The following is a 26,521-nucleotide window of genomic DNA, read 5'->3' on the forward strand; positions in this document are numbered from 1 at the left end:
CCGCCCACCGTCCGGTAGGCGGTCAGCGCCTGCTCCATCGCCCGGCGCCCGGCCGACTCGTCCAGCGGGGCGGGCACCCGGAGCACCCCGTCGATGTCCGCGGTCTCGTCCAGCAGCTGCCCGCTCTGCGCCGAACGGAAGCCGTACCGGGCGAACACCGCGCGTCCCCCGTCGCCCGTCAGCCACTCGTGGAAGGCGGCGACCGCCCCGTCGCGGGCACCGCGGTCCTCGTCGCCGCCGTGCCAGCGCACCCGTACGAACAGCGGCTCCACACCCGGGACGTCCTCCGGGTACTGGGCCATCCGCGGGTTCCGGGTGGTGTGCTCGCAGTCGACGCCGCTGCGCATCAGGAACTCGGGGACCAGCGCCGCGGTGCGGTCGTCCACCGCGGGGGAGGCGGGCAGCGTGCACATCAGCTCGTCCGCGGTGGGCGCGGGCGGGCCCGGCTGCGCCACCAGACGCTCACCGCGGGCCGCGCCCCGGGCCCCCTCGCCGTACAGGCCGACCGTGGCGAGCAGCCCCACGGCGCTGTGCTCCGGGTCGGGGCGGCGCACCTCGGCGTTGTCGTGCCGCTCCTTCAGGTCCTCGATCATCTGGTTCAGCGGCAGGTCCATGCGCTCCTGGGCGGCCTCCGCGGCGAGCTGCTGCGGCACGGCCAGTACGACCGGGGAGTACGCCAGCGGCTCCTCGTCGGGGCTGAGCGCGGCCACCGCGTCCGAGTCCTGGCCCGCCTGCACCCGCCCCACGTCGGCGCGGGACGCGGGGATCCAGATGTCCGGCTGCGGGCCGATGTCCCGCTGCGGGTTGATCTCCTCGTTCCGCGGTTCCTGCCAGATGCCGCTCTGCGCGCGCAGCGCGGTCACCACGTCGGAGGCGCCCGCGCTGTAGACGGTGATGCCGCTGCGCCGGCAGCCGTCGTCGGTGGTGTTCGCCCCGGAGGTGAGATACGCGTCGGCGGCGGCCCGGATCGTCTCCTGCAGGTCCGGGTCGACCAGCACCCGCAGCTCCGTCGGCGGCGTGCAGTGCGTCTCGTCGCCGTGCAGCAGGTCGGTCAGGGCGCGCCCGCCGAAGCCGATCAGCGCCAGCGCGAGGACCAGCGGGAGGCCCCCGCGGGTCATCGCCCGGCGCCACGACCCCCGGCCACCGCCGTGCCGGGACCCCCGGCCGGCGCCTCCGCCGGCGCCACTGCCTGCGCCCCCGCCCGGTCCCCTGCCGGTGCCGGCCGGCAGCCGCTCGAGCCAAGCGCGCAGCCGGCGCAGCAGCCGCCGGTACCAGGGCTCGGGCGGCGGGGGCGGGGGCGGAGGAGGGGGCGGAGGCGGACCCACGCGGTCGGTCGCCGCGAGCAGCACGTCCTCGCCCGACTTCGCCCGGTCCTGCGGTTCCCACGGCTCCGGGCGCAGCGTCCAGCGCCCCCGCATCCGCTCCCGCAGCTGCTCGGGAAGCTGCGAGAACCACACCTCCCCGCCCTGCTCGAGCAGTTGCACCAGCTGCTCGGTGTAGGGCGTCGGCGTGTCCGCCGGGCCCGCGTCGATCCGGTTGTTGGCCTGCACGCTGGCCAGCAGCAGCACCCGGTCGTGGTCGGCGAACGCCTCCCACACCCGCCCCGCGTTGCCCGCGAAGCAGCAGTCCAGGATCACCACGATCCGCTGGGCGTCGCCCGATGCCAGCATCGTCAGCACGGAGCTGAGCTGGTCCGCGCCGAGGAACACCGCGGGGCCGCCCGCGACCACCCGGGCGTTGCGCCACTGCAGGAACAGCTCCTCGCCACCGCTGGGGATGGCGGCGTGCCCCGCGAAGTAGAACAGCAGCACCCCGTCGGCCTCGTCGACCGCGGAGAACAGCGCGGAGTGGAACTCGTCCTGCAGCGGCGAGTGGACGACCCGGATGTCCTTCTCGCCGAAGACCTTGCCCCCGGCGAGCGCCGCCTTCATCCGGAGCACGTTCTCGCTGACCGCCGGGAGGTCCCCGGGCACGCCCTGTGGCTGGTCGGCGTGCAGGTACCCGGACACACCGACCAGCACCGCCCGGTTCTGCAGCCCGCGCGGATCGAGGCGATTCACCGGCCTACCTGTCGTCGACGTCCACCGGTTCGACGGAGTCGCTCGGTGGGTCCCCGCTCTCGACGGTTCTCCGGTTCTCCTTCCAGGCCCTCACGGCCTTCTTCACCTGCACCACCAGCTCGGCCACGGCCACGCCTGCGGCCGCGTTGACGAGTGTGATGAGGATGTCCGTGCCCAGACCCATCGGGGCGCCGGACTCGTCGGTCCTCGGGCGCTCCTCGATCCGCAGCGCGCCCTTGCGCATCAGTTCCTCGAGCAGCCGCTCCCGCTCCAGCCAGCTGCGCAGCGCGGGAATGTCGCTCTCGCTCGCGGGTCCGTCCAGTCGTACGCAAATCCCCTGTTTGGCCACACCATCCCCCTCAGCCATAACACACCATCATGGCACCGCCGTTGCTCACGGGGGAGGGCCGGGACGTATCGAGATCAACCAACTCGGGGCCCGCTGTCCTGCGCGTTCCGCCCACGCATGCGCGTGCCCGCGGGTGAGGGCGTCCCGCAGTTCTCCGACTGGCCGACTTGCCCGCGGGGCCCGGCAGGTGTGACCTGGAAGGCGAGGCGGACCGGGGGGACGTGGAAGGAGCACCCTCATGGCTCACGCGGCACCGAGGCCCCGGACGGCCGGACGGCGGCCCACCGGCACACCGGACCTCTTCAGCGAACGCACCCATGCGATGGCACGCATCGGCGCGGCGGTCGTGCTCGGCCTGGTCTTCGGCTACTGGGCGGCGGCCAACGCGCGCTACGGCGGCCCCATCACCGGCTGGAACCTTCTGCTCGGCTTCGTCTCCGCGGCCGTCTTCATCGTGGTCTTCCTGGCCCTGCTGACCATCGGCCCGAGGCTGCCGCGGGAGCTGCACGCGGCGGCCTGGGGCGCCTTCACGGGCATCGCGGTCGGCTTCCTGGTCGCCCAGTCCCACGAGAGCGTCCTGCGCTCCGCCTGGCTCGGCCTGATCTCCGGCGCCGGCCTCGGACTGCTGCTCTTCTACCACTACTACTCCCGCGAGGACGCCCGGGGCGGCCGGGCCGGCCGCGAACTCACCGAGGGCTCCGGCAAGACCGCGCAGGCCTCCGGCGAGATCGGCCGGGGTGAGGTCGGCCGACGGTCCGGTGAGGTCGGCCCGGGGTCCGGCGAGAAGGCCCCTGGGCCCCACCCGAGCCGCGGCTGAATTCACCCGTTCGGGTGAGCCCTCTGGTCGGCCGGGTCCCGCGCGGGCGGACCAGGGCCGACAGGGTGGTCAAGAACCTGGGAACGCCCCGGACCGAGGGAGACTGACGGAGCCCGCCCGGGAGCGCCCCGACCCGGCCGGAGCACACGGGGGTCACCCGGCCGCGCCCACTCCCGCCCGGTCCTGCCCAGAGCCAGCCGGGACCGGCCCCGGCGGCCCCGGCGGCCCCGGACCGCCCAGGACCCACCAGGACGCCCAGGACCGCCGAGACCGTGCCTCGCCCGCCGCCGCCCAGCACCGGCTTCCCGGCCGGCACCTCCCGGCCGCGCGCCCTCCGCCCCCGGTCACGACCTGGTGCGGCCCGCACGGATCGACGTCCGGGCTCGGGCCGGACGGCAGCGTCTTCGCCCCGGACGGCCCCGGCCTGCCGGTGCCCGACGCCCACCGCAAGGGCCGCCGCCGCGCACCGCGGAGCAGATGGTGACGCACCCGGGTGCCGACGTCGGGCCGCCCCGAATCCGCCCCTGTCCGACCCGGACCGGCCCCGCAGCGCACCCCCGAGCGGGGCGCACGGGCCCCGAAACGCACCGAGCAGGGCCGTGCGGAGCCTCGACCACCCGTCCGTATGCGCACCGCTCGCGGGCGGGGCCCGGGGCGCCTTGCCTGGAAGGGTGCTCCGCTGCGACCGACGACCCGGACCCGAGCGCCCGCCGCTCGCGCGGCTGCGTGACGCGCTGGCGGCGGCGCTGGTCGCCCTGGCCTGCCTGCTGGCGCCCTGCGGCGCGCTCGCGGCCTGGGCCGCGTACGGGCTTGCCGACACCGGACGGTACGTCAGGACGGTGGCCCCGCTGGCCGCCGATCCTGCCGTGCGCGAGGCGGTCGCGGACGCCGTCGGCGACGGCGTCGTACGGGAGCTGGAACCCGGGCCGATGCGGCAGACCGTCGGGCCGTTCCTCCAGGACGCGGTCCGCTCGTTCACCCGCACCGAGGCGTTCGGCACGGCGTGGGAGGCGGGGAACCGGGTGGTGCACGGGGCGGTGCTGCACGCCCTGCGCGCCGAACGGCCCGCGCCGGGCCCGGTGACGGTCGACCTCGCGCCCGTCGTCGTCCGGGTGAAGCAGAAACTCGCCGACGATCACCTGCCGTTCGCACACCGCATCCCGGTGCGGCACACCCGGATCCCGGTGCTGCCCGCCGAGGACGTGGCCGGACTGCGGAAGGGATACCTCGTGCTGGACACCGCCGCCCGCTGGCTTCCGCTCGCGGCCGTGGCCCTCGCCGTCACCGGGATCGCCGTGGCCGCGCGCCGCCGCCGGGCCCTGACCGCCACCGGCCTCGGCACGGCCCTGGGCGGCGGACTGCTGGCCCTGGCCGTGGCCCTCGGCCGCCATCTGACGCTCACCGACCTGCCCGACCCCGCCTACCGCCCGGCTGCCGCCGCCATCTACGACGCTCTCACCGGGACACTCCGCACAACGTCCTGGCTCCTCCTCGCCCTCGGCCTCGTCGTGGCCCTGGCCTCCTGGCTCGCCGGTCGCCGCGGCACCCCGGCGCCCCCGAGGAGCCCTGCCCCTGAACCGGCACCCGAGCACACGCGGGTCTGACCGCACGCCCCCGTCGCCCGCACCCGCCGACGGCGAGCACCCCCACCGCGCACCCCCACGGGCCCCCGCCGCACCCGGCGACGTACGCCGCAGGCTGGGGCGGGAAACCCCGGAAACCCACCGCGCCGAAGCGGCAGCCGGCGCGTGTCACAGCAACCCCCCGCCCCCCACCCCCGTCTCATACGGCGTGCGCGCCAAAACCTCGTTCGCAACCCTCCTCCTCGCCCCCACCACCGCCCTCCTCGCCTGCCGGCTCGCCGACACCGACGCCCTCACCCCCGTCCCCCAGCTCCTCGCCTTCCTTCCCTGGCTGCTGGCCCCCGTCGCCGTCGCCCTCCTCCTCAGCGTCCTCGCCCGCTGGTGGCCCGGGACGGTCTGGGGCGTCGTCCTCCTCGGCCTGCTCGCCTGGTACATCGAGCCCTACGGCAAGTCCCCCGACCCCACCGGCCGCCCCCTCGTCTCGCTCCGCGTGCTGACCTCCAACGTGGAGTTCGGCCGGGCCACCCCCGCCCTCGTCGACGCCGTGCGCCGCCACACCCCGGACCTGGTCTTCGTCCAGGAATGCGACGACACCTGCGACGCCGCGCTCCAGAAGGAACTCGCCACCGCCTACCCGCACCGCGCGGCCGACATCGGCGGCGGCTCCGAGGGCTCCGTCATCCTCAGCCGCCACCCCCTGCGCCCCACCCCCGGCGTCGAGGCCACCATGGGCATGCCCGGCGCGATCGCGGACATCGACGGGCACGACGTACGGCTCCAGCTCGCCCACCCCATGCCGCCGGTCCCCGGCCAGACCGCCCTGTGGCAGCGCGAACTCGCCCGCCTGCGCGACCTGGCCGCCGCCGACCGCACCATCCCCACCGTCATGGCCGGCGACTTCAACGCCTCACAGGACCACGCCGCCTTCCGGGCCCTGCTCGACACCGGCCTCTACGACGCCGCCCGCCTCACCGGCCAGGACCGCACCCCGACCTGGCCCAGCCACACCACCCCCGCCTTCGGCGCCCAGATCGACCACGTCCTGGTCACCGACGACTTCACCGCGACCCGCACCCGCTTCCTCGACCTGCCCGACACCGACCACCGCGCCCTGCTCACCGACCTCACCCTGCACGCCACCCGGTGAACCACCCGGTACCCAGCCCCCTCCCACCCGCGCACACTCCCAGCCGCACACACGGGAACGGGCCGCCCCCACCAGGGAGACGGCCCGCGGCCGGAACCGCACACGCGCAGCTCACGCGCGCAGCTCACACACCCCCGCTCAGCGCGCGGAAGCCTTCTGCAGCGCCTTGTCCAGCGCCTTGGCGAACCCGTTCGCCCACAGCTGGTCCACCCGCGCCCGCTCCGCGGAGTCCGGGTAGGCGTTGGTGCAGGACGGACCGGGGCCGCCGCCCGACATCAGCTCGCTGCACGGACCCTCGTAGTGGTCCGGCAGACCCAGGACGTGCCCGGTCTCGTGCGCGGTCACGCGCGTCGAGTCGTAGACCTGGTTCTGCTGGTAGTCGAGGAAGATGTAGCCCCGGCCGTGGCCGTCGGTCGAGGCGTACGAGCCGCGCGGGTCGTTGCCCTCGTAGTACGAGAAGTCCGCGCCGGAGGTGCCGGCCTGGAGCTTCACGTTCGACACGGAGCTGTTCCAGATCTGCGCGCTGCGGGATATCTGCGACGCGAACGTCGGCGCTCCGGAGGCGTTGTAGACGACGGTCACGGCGGCCGTGCTCTTCGGGTTGGCCGCGCGCTTCTCGGCCACGGACTTCAGCACGGCCTCGAAGAAGGCCCGGTTGGCCGCGGCCTCTTCGCCCGAGCCGTTGTACGCGGCGTAGGACGCGGTGGCGCCGGCCGTGGGGGCCGCCGACGCCGGGGCCGCCGTGCCGAGCCCGAGCGCGGTGACGCTGAGGCCGGCGGCGGTGAGCACGGACAGGGGCATGCGCATGCGCATCGTTGACTCCTGAATGTGGGGGTGAGTCAGATGACATCGCCGAGTGTCCGCGCCCGTGCGGCGGCTGTGATGATGTCAACCGGTGATAGCGCGGGCCTATCGACGGTGACCCGCCATGGGAGAAATCGTGTCCGGAACCACCCGACTCCGCCCGCAGCAGAGGGTTTTGAGACTCTGGTGAAAGCTGAACTTCCGCTTTACTCTCCCGGGGCATGGAGCTTGAGGTCAGGCACCTCAGGGCGCTGTGCGCCATCGCCGACACCGGCAGCCTGCACCGAGCCGCTCGTCAACTGGGTGTGGCGCAGCCGTCGTTGAGCACGCAGCTGCGGCGCATCGAGCAGGAGCTGGGCGGCGCGCTGTTCGTGCGCGCCCGCACCGGCTGCCGGCCGACCCCGCTGGGCCGGCTGGTGCTCAGCCGCGCCCGCCCGCTGGTGGCGGAACTTCGCGCGCTGGTCACCGAGGCCCGTGCCGCCGCCGTGGGCGGGAAGGGCCTGCGCATCGGCTCCACCGCCAGCCGCGCCCTCGCCGGCTGGCTGCGCCGGCTGCGCCGCCACGCCCAGGAACCCACCCTGCACATGGACGTCTCCCCCAACGTCCTGCTGCGCATGGTCGCCGAGGGCCAGCTCGACGTGGCCTTCGTGCACGAGGTCGAGGGCTGCCCGCTGCGCATCCCGGAGAGCCTGCGCATCCGCGTCCTGGTGGAGCGCGAACCGCAGTTCGTCTCCCTGCCCGCCGACCATCCGGCCGCGGCCAAGGCCGTGGTCCATCTCTCCGACCTGGCCCATGACCGCTGGATGATCGACCCCTCGGTGGACGGCGAGTGGGACGCGGTGCGCCGGATCCTGCGCGACGCCGGCATCGACCCGCCGGTGCTGCACGGCGACTACCACACCGCGGCGAATCTGGTCGCCATCGGCGAGGTGGTCACCGTGGTCCAGCCGACCTCGCCCTCCCGCCCCGAGACCGCCGTGCGCCGGCTGTACGGCGACCCGCTCGGCGTGCGCCTGCTGCTGGCCGCCCGCACGGAGACGGAGCTGGAGGGTGTCTACCCGGCGCTGGCGGAGGCGTACGACGAGGTCGCCCGCCAGGCACCGGCGTACCGGGAGTGGCTGGAAAGCGCCGGTACGACCCCGCCGGTCCCGGCCCTCCCGTGACCGTCCCCCGCCTGCTGGACGTCCTGCTGGACCTCCGGCAGGACGTCAGAGCCCTTGTCCGTCACACACCGATGTCCCGCCCGTCCGCGCGCCACACGGCGACCACCGCGGGCCGGACGATGTGCCCGGGCCCGTCGGGCCAGGTGCTGGCCGGGTTCTCCACCGTCGCGCCGTCCACCTCACCCGGGTGCTGCACGGCCACCAGCACCCGCCGGTCCTGGACGACCGGCCCGCAGGTCTCCGCCCCCACCGGCACCGTCAGGAACTGCCTGAGCTCCCCGCGCCGCGGGCCGCTCGTCGCCACACCGAACAGCCCGTCGTGGGAGCCGAGGGCGCTGCCGTCGGTGGAGATCCACAGGTTGCCGTGGTCGTCGAAGGCGAGGTTGTCCGGGCAGGAGATCGGGCTGACCGCGTCCTTCGGGAAGCCGGCGAAGTACGTCGCCGGGTCCTCCGGGTCGCCCGCGACCAGGAACAGCGACCAGGCGAACCGGGTGCTCTCCGGCCGGTTCCAGCGCTCGGTCAGCTCCAGGACATGGCCGTGCTTGTTGGCGTTGCGCGGATTGGCCTCGTCCGCCTTCGGGTTGGCGCCGGTGCCGCGGCTGGAGTTGTTGGTGAGCGCGACATAGACCTTGCCGGTGGCCGGGTTGGGCTCGACGTCCTCGGGCCGGTCCATCTTGGTGGCGCCCACCTTGTCGCCGGCGAGCCTGGTGAAGACGAACACCTCCTCGGCGGTCATGCCCTCCACGTGCGAGACGGCCCCGCCGGCGGTGGCGGTGGCCAGCGGGATCCACTCCCCGCTGCCGTCGAACTCCCCGTCCGCGGGCAGCCGGCCCGAACCGTCGACCTCGATCGCGGGCGAGTCGCCGCTCAGCCGGGCCACGTACAGCGTCCCCTCGTCGAGCAGCGTGAGGTTGTGCTCGCGCACCCGGCGGCTGGTGCCGTGCCGCATCCGCTTGCTGCTGACGAACTTGTAGAAGTAGTCGAAGCGTTCGTCGTCCCCGGAGTACACGACCGGCCGCCCGTCGTGCGTCAGCCGCACGGTCGCCGCCTCGTGCTTGAACCGGCCGAGCGCGGTGTGCTTGCGCGGCGTGGAGGCGGGGTCGTACGGATCGAACTCGACGACGTATCCGAAGCGGTGCACCTCGTTCGGCTCCCGAGCCAGATCGAACCGCTGGTCGAAGCGCTCCCACTTCCGCTCGGTGGCGCCGCTGCCGATGCCGTACCGCTTGTCCGTGTCCCGGCTGCCGTTGGCGAAGTACTGGTTGAAGTTCTCCTCGCCGTGCAGGGTCGTGCCCCAGGGGGTGATGCCGCCGGAGCAGTTGTTGAGGGTGCCGAGCACCTTGGTGCCGCTCGGATCGGCGGAGGTCCTCACCAGCTCCGACCCGGCGACCGGGCCCGTGAGCTCGAACTCCGTCGTGGCCGTCACCCGCCGGTTGAGCGGATGCCGGGGGACCGGCGTCAGCTTCCCCGTCCGCCCCGTCTTCCCGGTCCTGCGGTCCTCCTCCACCACGACCGCCGACAGGCCGTGCGCGGCCCAGGCGATCTCCACCTGCTCGCGGGTCGGGCGGTCGGGGTCGTAGCCGCGGAACATCAGGATCTCGTCCGTGTACTCGTGACTGGCCACGAGCAGCTGGCGTCCGCGCTCGCCGGGCAGCGGCAGCAGGGCGAGGAAGTCGCAGTTGTACCCGAACTGCCCCGCCTGCGCCTCGGGGCTCTGCCTCTCCGGGTCGAAGGCGGGGGCACCACGCAGGATCGGCTCGCCCCACCGGATGACGACGTGGTGCCGGTAGCCCTCGGGCACGGTCACGGCATCGGCCGTGTTCGGCGGCACCGGGGCGAACCGCAGCCCCCGCGCGCCCTTCACTTTCCCTTTCGCACCCCCGGCGCCGTACGCAGGGGAACCGGATACTGCCGGGCCTCCCCCCGCAGCCCTCGCACCCGGCGCCCCGACCACGCCTGCGGCCGTCCCGGCCCCGGCCACGGTCACGACCGCCGCGGCCCGCATCACCGACCGCCGGCTCAGCGCCCCGGCGATCACATCACCGGCGTACTCGTTGGAACTGGTGTTGGGCACCTCGTGGAAGCAGGCGTCACCACACCGGTACCGACAAGTGAGGGCGGACCGGCCGCCGGGGTGCGAACCGGACAGCGTTCCGATCAACGGCAGCAGCTTGCGCACAGTTCTCTCTCCTTGGTGCCCGTCGTGTCAGCGCGACGCTAGGAGCACCCAGGTGCGACAGCCGGGCGGCCGGGTGAACGCCGGATGAATACGCGGCGGCGGAAGAGAAGTTGAGCAGGGCGGCGGCACAGGCCCGGGCGAGGCCGAATACGGCCCTTGACAGGGCTCGGCCGGGACACCCCGACCCTGCCCAAGATCGCCCACACGGGCCGCTAACCTTACGTGTCCGTCCTGGCCAGGGATCGACGGGCATCAACTCACGCGAAGGGGTGCGCACATGGGCATTCTCACCTACCTGCGGAACGCGTTCGGCCGGTCACGCAAAGCGAGGTCCACCGAAGCGGAGGCTGCGGCGCAGTCCGCCGCACCCCGGACGACCGGCTCCGAGACCGAGTCTCCCGCCGCCCCTCAGGTGCCCTCCCCTGCCACGGAGCCCACCCCGCCGACGGCCTCGGTCCCGGAGCCCCGCGAGGAGCACGAGCTGGTCGCCGCCGCCTTCGACAAGGCCACGGTCCCCTCCCAGCCCCGCACGCCCAGGTCCGAGCCGGCGGTCACTGAGGAAGCGGCGACCGAGCGCGAGCCGGAGGCCGAGGCCGCGGCCGCCGAGAAGGCCGGGTCCGAGCCGGCCCCGGAGGCGGGGCCGAAGTCCGTCGAGGAGGCCGAGCCCCAGGCCACCGCCACCGCATCCACGGAGACCGAGGCGACCACCGGTACCGCCGGCAAGGCCGAGCCCGAGCCCGAGGCGACCACCGGTACCGCCGCCAAGGCCGAGCCCGAGCCCGGGGCCGCCGCGCAGGCCGCACCCGAAGCCGCAGGCACCGCCGAATCCGCCACCACGGCCGAGCCCGGGGCCGCACCGAAGGCGGCGGCCGAAACCCCCAAGGCGACCAAGGGCGAGGCCACCCCGAAGCCGGACGCCGGGACCGCCGAGGAGGCCGACGCCGAGGCCGCCACCGGCGCCGACGGGAAGGCCGAGCGAGAGTCGGCCGCCGCTCCCGCACAGACACCGACCGACACCCCCGAGGCAGCCGAGCCGGAGGCGAAGGCTCAGCCGGAGCCCGAAGCCGAGCCGAAGGCGAAGGCCGCTCCGGAGGCGGAGCCGGTCGCCGCTGCCGCCGACGGGGAGCGGGCCGCAGCGGACAGCGCACCCCGCACGGGTGGTGCGGACGGGAAGACCCCCGGCATCCCCGCCGCCCTCACCACCGCCTACACCGCTGCCGCCCAGGCCCTCGCGGACGCGAACCTCACCGACGCCCGCGCCCGCGTCTACCTCGTACTCGACCGCTCCGCCTCCATGCGCCCGTACTACAAGGACGGCTCCGCACAGGCCCTCGCCGAGCAGACCCTCGCCCTCGCCGCCCACCTGAACCCGGACACCGCCCCCGGTGACGGCGACGGTCCCGTCGTCAAGGTCGTCTTCTTCTCCACCGAGCACGACGGCACGGGCGAGCTGACCCTCACCGACTTCGAGAACAAGATCGACACCCTGCACGCCGGCCTCGGCCGCATGGGCCGCACCAGCTACCACGCGGCCGTCCAGGAGGTCCTCGCCCTGCACGACAAGACCCGTGCCCCGAAGAAGACCCCCGCGCTGGTGATCTTCCAGACGGACGGCGCCCCGGACGCGAAGACCCCGGCCACGCAGGCTCTGACGGAGGCCGCGAAGACCCACCCCTCGGTCTTCTTCTCCTTCGTCGCCTTCGGCGACCCCGAGAACAAGGCGTTCGACTACCTCCGCAAGCTCAAGACCCCCAACACGGCCTGCTTCCTCGCCGGCGCGACCCCCCGGGAGCTGACCGACAAGGAGCTCTACGACGGCGTCCTCGCCTCCTGGCGCCCCTGAGCGGCAGCACCCACCGCTCACACCCCCCGAGGGCGGCCCGCTGCCCCTCCATCCCACCCCGTAAAACGGGCAGCGGGCGGCCCACCCCGGTCGGCTACGATTTCAAGGTTCCGTACAAACCGACCTGGGAGCAGCCTCCGATGGCTCGACACCTCATCACCAGCGCCCTTCCGTACATCAACGGGATCAAGCACCTGGGCAACATGGTGGGGTCCATGCTCCCGGCCGACGTGTACTCCCGGTACCTGCGCCAGCGCGGCCACGACGTGCTCTACATCTGCGCGACCGACGAGCACGGCACCCCCGCCGAGCTGGCCGCCAAGGAGCAGGGCATCCCGGTCGACGAGTTCTGTGCCCAGGCGCACGACGCCCAGAAGGCGATCTACGACGGCTTCAACCTGGCCTTCGACTACTTCGGCCGCAGCAGCAGCCCGCAGAACCGCGAGATCACCCAGGAGATCGCCCGCGAGCTGAAGGCGAACGGGTTCATCGAGGAGCGGGCGATCCGCCAGGTGTACTCGATCACCGACGGCCGCTTCCTGCCGGACCGCTACATCATCGGCACCTGCCCGCACTGCGGCTACGACAAGGCCCGCGGCGACCAGTGCGAGAACTGCACCCGGGTCCTGGACCCGACCGACCTGATCGACGCGCGCTCGGCGATCAGCGGCAGCAGCGACCTGGAGATCCGCGAGACCAAGCACCTGTTCCTGCTGCAGTCGGCGCTGGCCGGCGAGGTCGAGCAGTGGGTGGACCAGCAGGCCGACAAGTGGCCGGTGCTCGCCTCCTCGATCGCCCGCAAGTGGCTCACCGAGGGCCTGCACGACCGTGCGATCACCCGTGACCTGGACTGGGGCGTGCCGGTCCCGGCGGACACCTGGCCGGACCTGGCCGCCGAGGGCAAGGTCTTCTACGTCTGGTTCGACGCCCCGATCGAGTACATCGGCGCCACCAAGGAGTGGGCGGACCAGGACCCGGAGAACCGCGACTGGCGCTCCTGGTGGTGGGAGGCCGACGACGTCCACTACACGCAGTTCATGGGCAAGGACAACGTCCCCTTCCACAGCGTGATGTTCCCGGCGACCCTGCTGGGCACCCGTGCCCCGTGGAAGAAGGTCGACGTCATCAAGGCCTTCAACTGGCTGAACTACTACGGCGGCAAGTTCTCCACCTCGCAGCGGCGCGGCGTCTTCACCCACGACGCGCTGGAGATCCTGCCCGCCGACTACTGGCGCTACTTCATGATGGCCAACGCCCCGGAGTCGGACGACGCGTCCTTCACCTGGGAGCACTTCACCGCCACGGTCAACAAGGACCTCGCCGACACCCTCGGCAACTTCGTCAACCGCGTCCTGTCCTTCTCCCGCAAGCGCTTCGGCGACGAGGTGCCGGCGGGCGCCGCGCCCGGCGAGGCGGAGGCGAAGCTCGGCGAGGAGATCGCCCGGCTGCTCGCCGAGTACGAGGAGCACATGGAGGCGATCCAGTTCCGCAAGGCGGCGGCCGCGCTGCGCGCCCTGTGGTCGGCGGGCAACTCCTACCTGGAGGAGAAGGCCCCCTGGCTGGAGATCAAGACCGACAAGGAGGCGGCGGCGCTCACGCTCCGCACCGCGATGAACCTGATCCACCTCTACGCGGTGGTCTCCGAGCCGTTCATCCCGGCCTCCGCCAAGGCGATGCGCTCCGCCTTCGACCTGAAGGACGACACCGCGACCTGGGTGAGCCACGAGCAGGCCCGCACCCTGGACGCGGTCCCGGCCGGCACGCCCTTCACCGTCCCGCCGGTTCTCTTCGCCAAGCTCACCGACGAGGACCTGGAGCGCTACAAGGAACGCTTCGGCGGCTCCGAGGAGTAACCGCACCGCACGCGACACCGCACCCGGCGCCAGCCGGACCGAGCCGACCACTGGGGGAAGAGTTCATGGCACTGTTCGGCAACGCGCACAGCATCGACCCGGCCTCGGCCCAGCAGGAGTACGCCCGGCTGCTGGGCCACGGGGAGCAGGTGCACGCCGCCTACCTGCTCATCCGTGACACCATCCTGTTCACCGACCGCCGCCTGATCCTGATCGACAAGCAGGGCATCACCGGCAAGAAGACCGAGTACCACTCGGTCCCCTACCGCAGCATCACCCACTTCTCCGTCGAAACGGCCGGCCACTTCGACCTCGACGCCGAACTCAAGATCTGGATCTCCGGCACCCCGGCCCCCATCGAGAAGACCTTCACCAAGGGCGTCGACATCTACGAGGTCCAGGCCATCCTCACGCAGTACGTGGCGCGGTAGCCCTCGCTGGTCCCTGTCTGATCCGTGCGGTCGCCGGCCGAGCGCGTGGTCCGGCTGCGGAGCGGGCCGAGCCGCGGGGAATGACCAGCCCCGAAAGCGGGTTGGCCCCGGTATGACGGACGCTTCGCGGAGTACAGAGGTGTTGCGGTACACGGCGTTCTCGACGGACCCGGGTGGCGGGAATCCCGCCGGGGTCGTGCTGGACGCCCGTGGGTTGTCGGACGAGGACATGCTGGGGATCGCCGCCGAGGTGGGGTACAGCGAGACCGCTTTTCTGATGCCGTCCTCCTCGGCGGAACGCCGTTTCGATGTGCGCTACTTCAGTCCCCAGGCCGAGGTTCCGTTCTGCGGGCATGCGACCGTCGCGTCGGCGATCGCACTGGCGGAGCGGTCGGGGCCGGGGGAGCTGGAGTTCCGGACGCCTGCCGGGACGGTTCCCGTGACGGTGGCCGAGGGGAGTGACGGGAGTCTGCGGGCCACGCTCACGAGTGTGGAGCCGAGGGTGGAGGACGTGGCCGATGCCGACGTCCGGGAGGCGCTGGCGGCGCTCGGGTGGGCGGGGGACGAGCTGGACGCGGCGCTGCCGCCCCGGATCGCCTTCGCGGGCGCCCGCCATCTCGTGCTGGCCGCGGGGACCAGGGAGCGGCTCGCGGAGCTGGAGTACGACTTCGACCGGCTGGCGGCGTTCATGCGGCGGCTGGATCTGACGACGGTGCAGCTGGTGTGGCGGGCCTCGGAGACGGTGTTCCATGTGCGGGATCCGTTCCCGGTGGGCGGGGTGGTGGAGGATCCGGCGACGGGTGCCGCCGCGGCCGCGTTCGGGGCGTATGCGCGGGAGGTGGGGCTGGTGCCCCGGGAGGCCGTCCTCACGCTGCATCAGGGGGAGGACATGGGACGGCCAGGGGTGCTCACCGTCGAACTGCGCGGCAAGGACCCCCGGGTGCGGGTCAGCGGCGCCGGGGCTCGTATTCCGGGCACTGCGGAGTGAGCGGGCAGGAGAGCAGGGGAGCAGCAGGGCAACCGAGCAATGGCTGAGGGCCCGGTTCCGCCGGTGCGGCGGTTCCGGGCCCTCGCTACGGCGCCACGGCTGGGCCTGAGGAGTGTCCGCCCTGGAGGGGGGGACTACTTCGGCTGCGGCTTGCGGATCGAGAGGTGGAGTTCCTTCAGGCGCTCCTCGTCCAGCTCCGTCGGGGCGCCCATCATCAGGTCCATCGCGTTGCCGTTGAGCGGGAAGGCGATGGTCTCGCGGATGTTGGGCTCGTCGGCCAGCAGCATCACGATGCGGTCGACGCCCGGCGCGATGCCGCCGTGCGGCGGGGCGCCGAAGCGGAACGCGCGGAGCATGCCGGCGAACTTCTCCTCGACGGTCTCCCGGTCGTAGCCGGCGATCTCGAAGGCCTTGAGCATGATCTCCGGGTCGTGGTTCCGGATCGCGCCCGAGGACAGCTCCACGCCGTTGCAGACGATGTCGTACTGCCAGCCCAGGATCTCCAGCGGGTCCTGGGTCTCCAGGGCCTCCAGGCCGCCCTGCGGCATGGAGAACGGGTTGTGCGAGAAGTCGATCCTGCCGGTCTCCTCGTCCCGCTCGTACATCGGGAAGTCGACGATCCAGCAGAAGCGGAAGACGTCCTCCTCGAAGTGGCCGGCGCGCTTGGCGGCCTCCACGCGGACAGCGCCCATGATCTTGGAGACCTCGTCGAACTCGCCCGCGCCGAAGAACACCGCGTGGCCGGGGGCCAGCGAGAGGCGCTTGGTCAGCTCGGCGACGTTCTCCTCGGTGAGGAACTTGGCGATCGGGCCGGTCAGCGAGCCGTCCTCGCCGACGCGGACCCAGGCCAGGCCCTTGGCGCCCTGGGCGACCGCGAAGTCACCGAGCTGGTCGAAGAACTTGCGCGGCTGGCCGGAGACGTCCGGCACCGGCAGCGCGCGGACGTGCTTGCCGGCGAAGGCCTTGAACTCCGAGCCCTCGAAGATGTCGGTGATGTCGACGAGCTCCAGCTTGGCGCGCAGGTCCGGCTTGTCGGAGCCGTACTTCAGCATCGCCTCGCGGAACGGGATCCGCGGGAACGGCGAGGTGACGTGGCGGCCGTTGCCGAACTCCTCGAAGAGCTCGGTCATCACCTTCTCGATCGGCTGGAAGACGTCCTCCTGCTCGACGAAGCTCATCTCCACGTCGAGCTGGTAGAACTCGCCCGGTGAGCGGTCTGCGCGCGCGTCCTCGTCCCGGAAGCAGGGCGCGATCTGGAAGTAGCGGTCGAAGCCGGAGATCATCAGCAGCTGCTTGAACTGCTGCGGCGCCTGCGGCAGGGCGTAGAACTTGCCCGGGTGGAGCCGGGAGGGCACCACGAAGTCACGGGCGCCCTCGGGGGAGGTCGCGCTGAGGATCGGGGTGGCCAGCTCGTTGAAGCCCAGCGCCGTCATCTTCTGGCGGATCGCCGAGATCACCTTGGTGCGCAGCATGATGTTGCGGTGCATGCGCTCGCGGCGCAGGTCGAGGAAGCGGTACTCCAGGCGCCGCTCCTCGTTGACACCGTCCTCGGTGTTGATGGTGAAGGGCAGCGGGGCCGCCTCGCCGAGCACCTCGACCTCGGAGACCTCGATCTCGATCTCACCGGTCGGCAGGTCGGGGTTGACGTTCTCCGCGCCGCGGGAGACGACCTTGCCGTCCACGCGGACCACGGTCTCCTTGGACAGCTTGTCCAGCGCCTCGTACGCCTCGGTGCCCGGACGGGCCACGAGCTGCGTGATGCCGTAGTGGTCGCGCAGATCGATGAAGAGGATGCCGCCCAGGTCGCGCCGATTGTGCAGCCAGCCACTCAGCCGGACGTCGGTGCCGACGTCAGAGGAGCGGAGCTCGCCGCAGGTGTGGGACCTGTACCGATGCATCGTCGTTCATCCAGTCTTCGCGGATCGGGGTCGTCGTTTCACGTGAAACGTCCGGAAACGCAGCTCGTGAAACAGGAAACTCCCTCCAAGACTACCGGCCGCCCCAAGATCGACTCCCCGGCATTACGGCCCGGGTGTCCGCGTCACCACGGTGGCAGTGTTCGCTGCATTCTTCCTAAAGTGGGGCAATGCGCACAGGTGAGCCCCTGCCCTCGGTGGAGGACGTCCTCGGCCTTCTGGACACCGGCCGGTGGCACTGGGACACCGCAGCCGGAGAGGTCACGGTCGATGCCGTGGCTGCCCGGCTGCTCGGGCTGCCCGCCGAGGAGTGCGTCCTCACGGAGGCCCAGGTGCGGGCCCGGCTGCACCCCGTCGACTGGAACGAGATCACCGGCGTGGTCCAGCTCGCCGTCGCCGAGGGAACCCTCGCCGAGGTCCGTATACGGATCATGGACGACCAGGGGCGGGTCGTCCGGGTCGTCCGCAGCCGCTCCAAACCCACCTTCGACCACTCCCGCAGGGCCTATGTCCTGACCGGCACCCTGCAGGAGGTCACCGACCCGGCCCCGGGCACGGCCGCCGGGCGCAGCGCGGTCACCGGCGACTGGCGGCGCTCCAGGGAGGCCTTCCTGCTGGACGCAGGCCGGGCGCTGGCCGAGGCCCGCTCCACCGAGGAGGTGCTGCGGGTCGCGGCGAACCTGTCGATGCCGGGCTTCTCACCGGACGGTCTGGCCGTGTTCGGCGTCGAGGGCGACCGGCTGACGATCATCGGCCACCACGGGCACGAGCCCGGCGACGAGGGCCCCTTCACCTATATGCCGCTGGACACCGACTACCCGGCCGCCGAGGTGGTCCGCACCGGCCGTGCCGTGTATCTCTCCTCGCCCGAGCAGTACAAGGCCCGCTATCCGCTCACCTGGCCCATGGCGCAGCGCTTCGGCCGCCAGTCCTGGGCCTTCCTGCCGCTCACCGTGGCCGGCCGCCCCATGGGCGCCTGGATGGCGGCCTTCGCCTACCCCGTCGCCTTCACCCCCGACGAGCGCTCCGTGCTGACCACCGTGGCCCGGATGCTGGCGCAGGCACTGGCCCGGGCGGGCACCGCCGAGAGCGAGCGGGCACTGGCCGACGGACTGCAGCGCACGATGCTGCCCCGGCTGGGCCAGCAGCGCATCCCCGGCATGAGCGTCGCCGCCCGCTACATACCCACCGGCGGCGGTCTCCAGGTCGGCGGCGACTGGTACGACGTGATCCCGCTGCCCAGCGGACGGTTCGCCCTGGTCATCGGGGACGTGCAGGGCCATGACGTACGGGCGGCGGGGCTGATGGGCCAGCTGCGGATAGCCCTGCGCGCCTACGCCTCCGAGGGGCACCGCCCGGACGCCGTGCTCACCCGCGCCTCCCGCTTCCTGCACGGCATCGGCGAAGCCGACCCCGTCGAGACCCGCTTCGCGACCTGCCTGTATGTCGAGGTGGACCCCGTCACCGGCGTCCTGGAGGTCGCCCGTGCCGGGCACCCCGACCCGGTGATCCGCATGGCCGACGCCACCGTGCTGACCCGGCCCACGGCCGGCGGGCTGCCGCTCGGCATCGACCCGGACGCCGACTACCCCACCACCCGGCTGATCCTGGAACCCGCCGAGACCATGCTGATCTGCACCGACGGCCTGATCGAGACCGGCGGGCACGACCTGGACACCGGCTGGGCGCGGCTGCGCTCCCTCCTCGAGGAGCACAAGGGCAATCTGGAGGAGCTGGCCGACGCCCTGGTCCAAGCGGTGCACGGACCCTCCTCGCACCACACCACCGGCCCGCTGGCCGACCGCCGCGAGGACGACATCGCCCTGCTGCTGCTGTGCCGGCAGGGCGAGGGCTGCGGCTGCGGCGCCGAGACGGACACCGTGCGCCCGCCCGTCCGCCGCACCATGCTCACCGTTGCCCAGGCCGAGCCCGAGCGGGTCGCGGTCGCCCGCCATCAGCTGCGCGAGCTGCTGCACGACTGGTCCTCCGCGGACCAGGTGGACTCCGCGGTGCTGCTGCTCTCGGAACTGCTCACCAACGTCCTGGTCCACACCGACGCCGACGCGCTGCTGGTCGCGGAGGTCACCGGAGGGCGGGAGGGCCGCCGGATGCGCATAGAGGTCACCGACACCGGCGACGACCTGCCCCACCCCCGCAGACCCGGCGAGCTGGCCTCCTCCGGCCGCGGCCTCCTCCTGATCGAGCAGCTGGCCCACGCCTGGGGGGTCGACCCGCGCGGCGAGGGCAAGAGCATCTGGTTCGAGCTGTACGAGCCGCCGGAGGCCGACGCCGGGACCGACGGGGACGGCAGCGGCGGGCGCGGAAGCCACGGACACGGACGCCCGCAGCCGAACGGCACCCCGGGCACCCCGAGGCACCCGGGCGCCCGAAGCGTTTAGGCCGCCCTCCGGGCACCCGGGCGCCCGAAGCGTATAGGCCGCCCTCCGAGGCGCCCGAACCCCTCACAGAACCCCTCAGTGCTCTCTCAGGACGGCTCTCCCCGGACGACTCAGTCGCCCCGCCCGAGGCGGCCGTCCCGCCGAACGGGGAGGGCAGCTCGCGCGAGCCGGACGCCAGGTCGTGCCGAGCCGGACACCAGGTCGTGCAGGGAGGTCCCGGCAGCCAGGAGTCCTGCACACCGCCAGCCGGTCACGGCCGGCGGCGGGCTGTCCTGCCCTGGCGCCCCGGTGATCACGCGGGGGCTCGAGGCGATCGCCAGGGCAGGACGCCCGTGTCACACGTCCTGCGGGCCCTCGTCCGTCATGCCGTGCACGGCGGGGACGGTGCCCAGGCGGCCCTTCTGGTAGTCCTCGAAGGCCTGCACCAGCTCTTCCTTGGTGTTCATCACGAACGGCCCGTAGTGGACCATCGGCTCCCGGATGGGCCGCCCGCCGAGCAGCACGACCTCCAGGTCGGGGGTGTGGGAGTCCTGCTTGTCGTCGGCCCGGACGGTCAGCGAGGACCCGGAGCCGAAGACGGCCGCCTGACCGAGGTGGACCGGCCGCCGCTCGGCACCGACCGATCCGCGGCCCGCGAGGACGTAGGCGAGCCCGTTGAAGTCCTCCCGCCAGGGCAGGGTGACCTCGGCGCCCGGCGCGAGGGTCGCGTGGATCATGGTGATCGGGGTGTGGGTGATGCCGGGGCCCTTGTGGCCGTCCAGCTCACCGGCGATGACCCGCAGCAGCGCGCCGCCGTCGGGGCTGGTGAGCAGCTGGACGCTGCCGCCCCGGATGTCCTGGTAGCGGGGGGCCATCATCTTGTCCTTGGCCGGGAGGTTCACCCACAGCTGCAGCCCGTGGAAGAGGCCGCCGGACATGACCAGGTGCTCGGGCGGCGCCTCGATGTGCAGGATGCCTCCGCCGGCGGTCATCCACTGGGTGTCGCCGTTGGTGATGGTGCCGCCGCCACCGTTGGAGTCCTGGTGCTCGAAGATGCCGTCGATGATGTAGGTGACGGTCTCGAAGCCCCGGTGAGGGTGCCAGGGCGTCCCCTTGGGCTCACCGGGTGCGTAGTCCACCTCACCCATCTGGTCCATCATGATGAACGGGTCCAGGTAGCGGTAGTTGATCCCCGCGAACGCCCGGCGCACCGGGAAGCCCTCGCCCTCGAAACCGCTCGGAGCGGTGGTCACGGCCAGCACGGGACGCGGCACGGCGTCGGCCGGTGCGGCCACGCGGGGCAGCGTCAACGGGTTCTCGACGGTCACTGCAGGCATGTCGTACCTCCTCGGGTACACCCAGATTAGTTGAGCGTTGAACTTCCTGCCACCCCAAACAGCGAGGAGCCCGGAGGGCATTCCCTCCGGGCTCCGCACGAGCGTCGCGCGCCTCAGCCATACATCCGGCGCATCGCGAACTCCACCATCTGCTCCACCGCCTTGGCGTCGAACACCATCCGGTGCTCGCCCTCCATGTCCAGGACGAAGCCGTAGCCGGTGGGCAGCAGGTCGATCACCTCGGCGCCGGTGATCACGAAGTACTTGGACTCCTTGCCCGCGTACCTGCGCAGCTCCTTGAGCGAGGTGAACATCGGGATCACCGGCTGCTGGGTGTTGTGCAGGGCGAGGAAACCGGGGTTGTCGCCGCGCGGGCAGTACACCTTCGACGTGGCGAAGACCTGCTGGAAGTCCTCCGCGGTCATCTGCCCGGTGGTGAAGGCACGCACCGCGTCGGCGAGCGAGGGCGCGGACGGCTCCGGGTACAGCGGCGGCTGCTGCCCGTACCCGCCCGGCATGTGCTGCTGCGGCGGGACGTAGCCCTGCTGTGTCCCTACGTTCTGGTCGTAGCCGTACATGACGCACAGACTACTGACCCCCGGGCCGGCCGGAGGAGGGCCGAGGAGGGCTGAGTCACAGATGTCCGGTTCGGGGTTGCTTCTTATTACCGACGGGTAGCATCATCGTAGCTACTGATTGGTACGTGAACTAGTGCGAGGATTCAGTGCCTCGCCGATCTCTCTTCTAACGGAGCCGTCGCCATGGGGCACTACAAGTCGAATCTCCGCGACATCGAGTTCAACCTCTTCGAAGTTCTCGGGCGGGACAAGCTGTACGGCACCGGCCCGTTCGAGGAGATGGACGTCGACACCGCGAAGAGCATCCTCGAGGAGCTCTGCCGCCTCGCGGAGAACGAACTGGCCGAGTCCTTCGCCGACGCCGACCGCAACCCGCCGGTCTTCGACCCCGAGACCAACACCGCCCCGATCCCCGAGTCCTTCAAGAAGAGCTACCAGGCCTTCATGGACTCCGAGTACTGGCGTCTGGGCCTGCCCGAGGAGATCGGCGGCACCACCGCCCCGCGCTCCCTGATCTGGGCCTACGCCGAGCTCATCCTCGGCGCCAACCCGGCCGTGTGGATGTACTCCTCCGGCCCCGCGTTCGCCGGCATCCTCTACGAGGAGGGCAACGAGGTCCAGAAGCACATCGCGAAGATCGCCACCGAGAAGCAGTGGGGCTCCACCATGGTCCTCACCGAGCCGGACGCCGGCTCGGACGTCGGCGCGGGACGGACCAAGGCCGTGCAGCAGGAGGACGGCTCCTGGCACATCGAGGGTGTGAAGCGCTTCATCACCTCCGGTGAGCACGACATGTCGGAGAACATCCTCCACTACGTGCTCGCGCGCCCCGAGGGCGCCGGCCCCGGCACCAAGGGCCTGTCCCTCTTCCTCGTCCCGAAGTACCTCTTCGACTTCGAGACCGGCGAGCTGGGCGAGCGCAACGGCGTCTACGCCACCAACGTCGAGCACAAGATGGGCCTGAAGGTCTCCAACACCTGCGAGATGACCTTCGGCGACAAGCACCCCGCCAAGGGCTGGCTCATCGGCGACAAGCACGACGGCATCCGCCAGATGTTCCGCATCATCGAGTTCGCCCGCATGATGGTCGGCACGAAGGCGATCTCCACCCTCTCCACGGGCTACCTCAACGCCCTGGAGTACGCCAAGGAGCGCGTCCAGGGCCCCGACCTGGCGAACTTCATGGACAAGACCGCGCCGAAGGTCACCATCACCCACCACCCCGACGTGCGCCGCTCGCTGATGCTGCAGAAGGCCTACGCGGAGGGCATGCGCGCCCTGGTGATGTACACCGCCTCCATCCAGGACGCCATCCAGGTCAAGGAGGCCGCCGGCGAGGACGCCTCGACCGAGCACGCGCTGAACGACCTGCTCCTGCCGATCGTCAAGGGCTACGGCTCCGAGAAGGCCTACGAGCAGCTCGCCCAGTCGCTGCAGACCTTCGGCGGCTCCGGCTTCCTGCAGGAGTACCCGATCGAGCAGTACATCCGGGACTCCAAGATCGACACCCTCTACGAGGGCACCACGGCGATCCAGGGCCAGGACTACTTCTTCCGGAAGATCGTCCGCAACCAGGGCGCCGCCCTGAACAGCCTCGCCGAGGACATCAAGAAGTTCCTGGCCATCGGCACCGGCGGCGCGGAGCTGGCCGACGCCCGCGAGCACCTCGCCAAGGCCGCCGTCGAGCTGGAGGCCATCGTCGGCCTGATGCTCAACGACCTCGCGGCCACCGAGAAGGACGTCAAGAACATCTACAAGGTGGGCCTGAACACCACCCGCCTGCTGATGGCCTCCGGTGACGTGATCGTCGGCTACCTGCTGCTCAAGGGCGCCGCGGTGGCCCAGGAGAAGCTGGAGACCGCGACGGCCAAGGACAAGGCGTTCTACACCGGCAAGATCGCGGCGGCGAAGTTCTTCGCGTCCAACGTCCTGCCCGGCGTGACCGCCGCGCGCAAGGTCGCCGAGACCGTCGACCTGGACCTGATGGAGCTGGACGAGGCCGCGTTCTGATCGCGCCCCCGCCCCGCTGAAGCCCGGGCCCGCCTCTCTCTCGGGAGGCGGGCCTTCGCTTGCCCGGGATACCGGCCTCGCCGGATCCACGCTCCTCGTCAACCGGGCCTCGACCGTCGTTAAGGTGAACCCCATGAGCGCACCCTCCCGCTTCGACCGCGGCCACACCGACGACCTGATGACGTTCCTGGCGGCGAGCCCCACGCCGTACCACGCCGTGGCGAACGCCGCGGAGCGGCTGGAGAAGGCGGGCTTCAGGCAGGTCGCCGAGACGGACGCCTGGGACGGAACCGCCGGCGGCCGCTACGTGCTGCGCGGCGGCGCCATCGTCGCCTGGTACGTCCCCGAGGGCGCCGCCCCGCACACCCCCTTCCGCATCGTCGGCGCCCACACCGACTCCCCCAATCTGCGCGTCAAGCCGCTGCCCGACAGCGGGGCGCACGGCTGGCGCCAGGTCGCCGTGGAGATCTACGGCGGCCCGCTGCTCAACTCCTGGCTCGACCGCGACCTCGGCCTGGCAGGACGCCTCACCCTGCGCGACGGCACCAGCCGCCTGGTCAACGTCGACCGCCCGCTGCTGCGTGTCCCCCAGCTCGCCATCCACCTGGACCGCTCGGTCACCGCGGAGGGCCTCAAGCTCGACAAGCAGCGCCACATGCAGCCGGTGTGGGGCCTGGGCGACGACGTCCGCGACGGCGACCTGATCGCCTTCCTGGAGGAGACCGCCGGCATTCCGTCCGGCCAGGTCGCCGGCTGGGACCTGATGGTCCACTCCGTGGAGCCGCCCGCCTACCTGGGCCGGGACCGCGAGCTGGTGGCCGGCCCCCGCATGGACAACCTTCTCTCCGTGCACGCCGGCACCGCCGCCCTCGCCGCCGCGTCGGCCACGCCGGACCTGCCCCACATCCCGGTGCTCGCCGCCTTCGACCACGAGGAGAACGGCTCCCAGTCCGACACCGGCGCCGACGGCCCGCTGCTCGGCAACGTCCTGGAGCGCTCGGTGTTCGCGCGCGGCGGCACCCTGGAGGACCGCGCCCGCGCCTTCGCCGCCACCGTCTGCCTGTCCTCCGACACCGGCCACGCCGTCCACCCCAACTACGCGGAGCGGCACGACCCCACACACCACCCGCGCATCGACGGCGGCCCCATCCTCAAGGTCAACGTCAACAACCGCTACGCCACCGACGGTTCGGGCCGCGCGGTCTTCACGGCCGCGTGCGAGCGGGCCGGGGTGCCCTTCCAGTCCTTCGTCTCCAACAACGCGATGCCCTGCGGCACCACCATCGGCCCGATCACCGCGGCCCGGCACGGCATCCGCACGGTGGACATCGGCGTCGCCATCCTCTCCATGCACAGCGCCCGCGAACTCTGCGGCGCCCGTGACCCGTTCCTGCTGGCGAACGCGCTGGCCGCGTTCCTCCAGGGGTGACGCCCCCGCCGCGGTGAGGAGCGGGCCGTGCAGGCGGCCCGCAGGGTCAACACCGCACCGCCGCATGCTTTCTGACCCCGCGGGTACCCGGATGCGACCGGACCGACCGGACAAGGAAGGCGTGACTCATGGGCCTCGGCGGATGCATCATCCTCATCGCGGTGGGAGCCATTCTCACCTTCGCGACCGACTGGGACATGCAGGGAGTCAACCTGGACCTGGTCGGCGTGATCTTCATGATCGTCGGCCTGATCGGCGTGGCGACCTTCAGCAGCATCGCCCGCCGCAGGCGTGTGGTGGTCCCCCCGGCGACCCCGGTGGTCGACGACCCGGCCGCCCGCCCGCACCGGGACGGCTACTCCAACGGCTACGGGGCGTAGAGGTCCTGCGCGAACTCGTCCGGCGTGTCCTGCCAGAACCAGCCGCCGGGGAACAGGCGGCTCGAGGGACCGGCACACCCGGAGGGGCCCACCAGGCGGTCGGTGAGCCCCTCCGGGTGTGCAGCGGCGTGACCTGAAATCAGATCTTGCCGAAGCCGTGGCTCAGGAGCTTCTTGGCGTCCTTCTCGCGCTGGGCTGCCGAGGAGGAGGCCAGGACCGTGCCGACGACCGTCCTGCCGTTCCGGGTGGCGGCGAAGACCAGGCAGTACTTGGCCTCGGGGCCGGAGCCGGTCTTCACGCCGATCGTGCCGGAGTAGCTGCTCAGAAGGGTGTTGGTGTTGACCCACGGGGACATCGTGCGGGTGCTGCCCGTCTTGGTGACGGTCTTCGCGGTGTACTTCTTCGTCTTGACGATCGAGCGGAAGGTCGAGTTCTTCAGCGCGCTGCTCGCGAGCTTCGTCAGATCGCGCGGCGTGGAGTAGTTCTTGCCGTTGCCGATGCCGTCGAACGAGTCGAAGTGGGTGTTCTTCAGGCCCAGCTTCTTCGCCTCGGCGTTCATCTTGCCGATGAACGACTTCACCCGCGCCGAACGCGTCTTGCCCGAGCCGAACTTGTCGGCGAGCGCGTAGGCGGCGTCGCAGCCGGACGGCAGCATCAGGCCGTAGAGCAGCTGGCGCACGGTGACCTTGTCGCCCACGATCAGGCGGGCGGAGGAGGCGTTCTTGGAGACGATGTAGTCGCTGTAGGCCTTCTGGATCGTGACCTTGCTGTCGAGGTTCAGATTCTTCTGCGCCAGCACGACCTTCGCGGTCATGATCTTCGTTGTCGAACCGGTCGAGCGGCGCGTGTCGGCGGCCTTGGTGAACAGCGACTTGCCGTTGGCGTTGTTCATCACATAGCCGCCCTTGGCGACGATCGAGGGCGCCTTCGCGGCGGCCTGCGCCGGCGCCGCGTAGAGGGCTCCGGAGGCGAGCACGGCGCCGGTGGTCACGGCGACGCCGACGGCTCTGCTGAGGCGAATGCCCGAAATGCCGTTCTTCAAGTCAAATACCCCGATTACCGTGAATGGCCCTACTCTGCGACCCAGTTGAGGAGCAGCCGCATACCGGGGCCCCATGTATCCGACGCACGCCTCGGGCGGATGGTTGTACAGCCGCGGGTGCGGATATCACGGGGATCCGGGTGCGGATGTCGCGGAGAGCGAGGAGAGCGGCGAGAAGCACCCCGGGGAGGCTCGGCGTCCGCATGGTGAAACGGGTGCGGGGACGCGTACGTG

19 protein-coding genes and 1 pseudogene are annotated in these 26,521 nt (G+C 71.8%); 12 read left to right on the forward strand and 8 right to left on the reverse strand.

The annotated features are described in order from the left end of the window. The coding region (locus HCJ93_RS29850) for a substrate-binding domain-containing protein (RefSeq protein WP_206317396.1) at positions 1 to 2,060 on the reverse strand (2,060 nt) is incomplete at its 3' end. Between the two features lie 4 nt (positions 2,061 to 2,064). Beyond that, positions 2,065 to 2,427 (reverse strand): hypothetical protein, encoded by a 363-nt coding sequence (locus tag HCJ93_RS13810; protein ID WP_167994847.1) that lies wholly within the window; start codon positions 2,425 to 2,427, stop codon positions 2,065 to 2,067. Positions 2,428 to 2,647: 220 nt separating this feature from the next. Between HCJ93_RS13810 and HCJ93_RS13815 the strand changes: the two are divergent. The 3 genes and pseudogenes from HCJ93_RS13815 to HCJ93_RS13825 all read left to right on the forward strand — a co-directional run. Further along, positions 2,648 to 3,082, forward strand: a pseudogene (locus HCJ93_RS13815) (hypothetical protein); the annotation flags it as partial. A gap of 815 nt (positions 3,083 to 3,897) precedes the next feature. Further along, positions 3,898 to 4,830 carry a hypothetical protein gene (locus tag HCJ93_RS13820; RefSeq protein ID WP_309141400.1) on the forward strand — a complete coding sequence of 311 codons (933 nt, stop codon included), beginning with the start codon at positions 3,898 to 3,900 and terminating at the stop codon, positions 4,828 to 4,830. Between the two features lie 187 nt (positions 4,831 to 5,017). Then, on the forward strand, positions 5,018 to 5,956 hold the full coding sequence (locus HCJ93_RS13825; RefSeq protein WP_167994849.1) for an endonuclease/exonuclease/phosphatase family protein: 939 nt from the start codon (positions 5,018 to 5,020) through the stop codon (positions 5,954 to 5,956). 138 nt (positions 5,957 to 6,094) lie between these two features. On the opposite strand, the gene snpA is transcribed toward HCJ93_RS13825, so the two are convergent. Then, entirely contained in the window at positions 6,095 to 6,769 is a 675-nt protein-coding gene (gene snpA / locus HCJ93_RS13830) for a snapalysin (RefSeq protein WP_167994851.1), read from the reverse strand. A 212-nt stretch (positions 6,770 to 6,981) separates the two neighbouring features. On the opposite strand from snpA, the gene HCJ93_RS13835 reads away from it, so the two are divergent. Then, positions 6,982 to 7,923 (forward strand): LysR family transcriptional regulator, encoded by a 942-nt coding sequence (locus HCJ93_RS13835; RefSeq protein ID WP_167994853.1) that lies wholly within the window; start codon positions 6,982 to 6,984, stop codon positions 7,921 to 7,923. Positions 7,924 to 7,984: 61 nt separating this feature from the next. On the opposite strand, the gene HCJ93_RS13840 is transcribed toward HCJ93_RS13835, so the two are convergent. Continuing rightward, positions 7,985 to 10,102, reverse strand: coding sequence for a PhoX family protein (locus tag HCJ93_RS13840; protein ID WP_167994855.1), 2,118 nt, complete (start codon positions 10,100 to 10,102; stop codon positions 7,985 to 7,987). 277 nt (positions 10,103 to 10,379) lie between these two features. Between HCJ93_RS13840 and HCJ93_RS13845 the strand changes: the two genes are divergently transcribed. From HCJ93_RS13845 to HCJ93_RS13860, 4 genes are all read left to right on the forward strand, one after another. Further along, positions 10,380 to 11,945, forward strand: coding sequence for a VWA domain-containing protein (locus HCJ93_RS13845; protein WP_167994857.1), 1,566 nt, complete (start codon positions 10,380 to 10,382; stop codon positions 11,943 to 11,945). Positions 11,946 to 12,085: 140 nt separating this feature from the next. After that, positions 12,086 to 13,798, forward strand: coding sequence for a methionine--tRNA ligase (gene metG, locus HCJ93_RS13850; RefSeq protein WP_167994859.1), 1,713 nt, complete (start codon positions 12,086 to 12,088; stop codon positions 13,796 to 13,798). A gap of 65 nt (positions 13,799 to 13,863) precedes the next feature. Then, on the forward strand, positions 13,864 to 14,229 hold the full coding sequence (locus HCJ93_RS13855) for a PH domain-containing protein (RefSeq protein WP_167994861.1): 366 nt from the start codon (positions 13,864 to 13,866) through the stop codon (positions 14,227 to 14,229). A gap of 112 nt (positions 14,230 to 14,341) precedes the next feature. Further along, complete coding sequence (locus HCJ93_RS13860) at positions 14,342 to 15,217, forward strand: PhzF family phenazine biosynthesis protein (RefSeq protein WP_167994863.1); 876 nt, start codon at positions 14,342 to 14,344, stop codon at positions 15,215 to 15,217. Between the two features lie 134 nt (positions 15,218 to 15,351). On the opposite strand, the gene aspS is transcribed toward HCJ93_RS13860, so the two are convergent. Next, entirely contained in the window at positions 15,352 to 17,115 is a 1,764-nt protein-coding gene (gene aspS / locus HCJ93_RS13865) for an aspartate--tRNA ligase (protein WP_167994865.1), read from the reverse strand. Between the two features lie 188 nt (positions 17,116 to 17,303). On the opposite strand from aspS, the gene HCJ93_RS13870 reads away from it, so the two are divergent. Continuing rightward, a complete protein-coding gene (locus tag HCJ93_RS13870; protein WP_167994867.1) occupies positions 17,304 to 19,532 on the forward strand; it encodes an ATP-binding SpoIIE family protein phosphatase in 2,229 nt (742 codons plus the stop codon). A 335-nt stretch (positions 19,533 to 19,867) separates the two neighbouring features. Here HCJ93_RS13870 and HCJ93_RS13875 read toward each other — a convergent pair whose 3' ends face one another. Together HCJ93_RS13875 and HCJ93_RS13880 are read right to left on the reverse strand one after the other, a co-directional pair. Next, a complete protein-coding gene (locus tag HCJ93_RS13875; protein WP_167994876.1) occupies positions 19,868 to 20,848 on the reverse strand; it encodes a pirin family protein in 981 nt (326 codons plus the stop codon). Positions 20,849 to 20,961: 113 nt separating this feature from the next. Then, positions 20,962 to 21,426, reverse strand: coding sequence for an SseB family protein (locus HCJ93_RS13880; RefSeq protein WP_167994878.1), 465 nt, complete (start codon positions 21,424 to 21,426; stop codon positions 20,962 to 20,964). 183 nt (positions 21,427 to 21,609) lie between these two features. Between HCJ93_RS13880 and HCJ93_RS13885 the strand changes: the two genes are divergently transcribed. The 3 genes from HCJ93_RS13885 (at position 21,610) to HCJ93_RS13895 (ending at position 25,245) form a co-directional block, all read left to right on the forward strand. Continuing rightward, positions 21,610 to 23,436: an acyl-CoA dehydrogenase gene (locus HCJ93_RS13885; RefSeq protein WP_167994880.1), complete on the forward strand. Its 1,827-nt coding sequence runs from the start codon at positions 21,610 to 21,612 to the stop codon at positions 23,434 to 23,436. A 133-nt stretch (positions 23,437 to 23,569) separates the two neighbouring features. Next, a complete protein-coding gene (locus HCJ93_RS13890) occupies positions 23,570 to 24,865 on the forward strand; it encodes a M18 family aminopeptidase (protein ID WP_167994882.1) in 1,296 nt (431 codons plus the stop codon). Positions 24,866 to 24,993: 128 nt separating this feature from the next. Then, entirely contained in the window at positions 24,994 to 25,245 is a 252-nt protein-coding gene (locus tag HCJ93_RS13895) for a DUF6458 family protein (RefSeq protein ID WP_167994884.1), read from the forward strand. A 139-nt stretch (positions 25,246 to 25,384) separates the two neighbouring features. Here HCJ93_RS13895 and HCJ93_RS13900 read toward each other — a convergent pair whose 3' ends face one another. Then, on the reverse strand, positions 25,385 to 26,287 hold the full coding sequence (locus HCJ93_RS13900; RefSeq protein ID WP_167994886.1) for a D-alanyl-D-alanine carboxypeptidase family protein: 903 nt from the start codon (positions 26,285 to 26,287) through the stop codon (positions 25,385 to 25,387). Positions 26,288 to 26,521 lie beyond the last annotated feature (234 nt).

The organism is Streptomyces composti (assembly GCF_012034205.1).
GTDB classification, from domain to species: Bacteria; Actinomycetota; Actinomycetes; order Streptomycetales; family Streptomycetaceae; genus Streptomyces; species Streptomyces composti.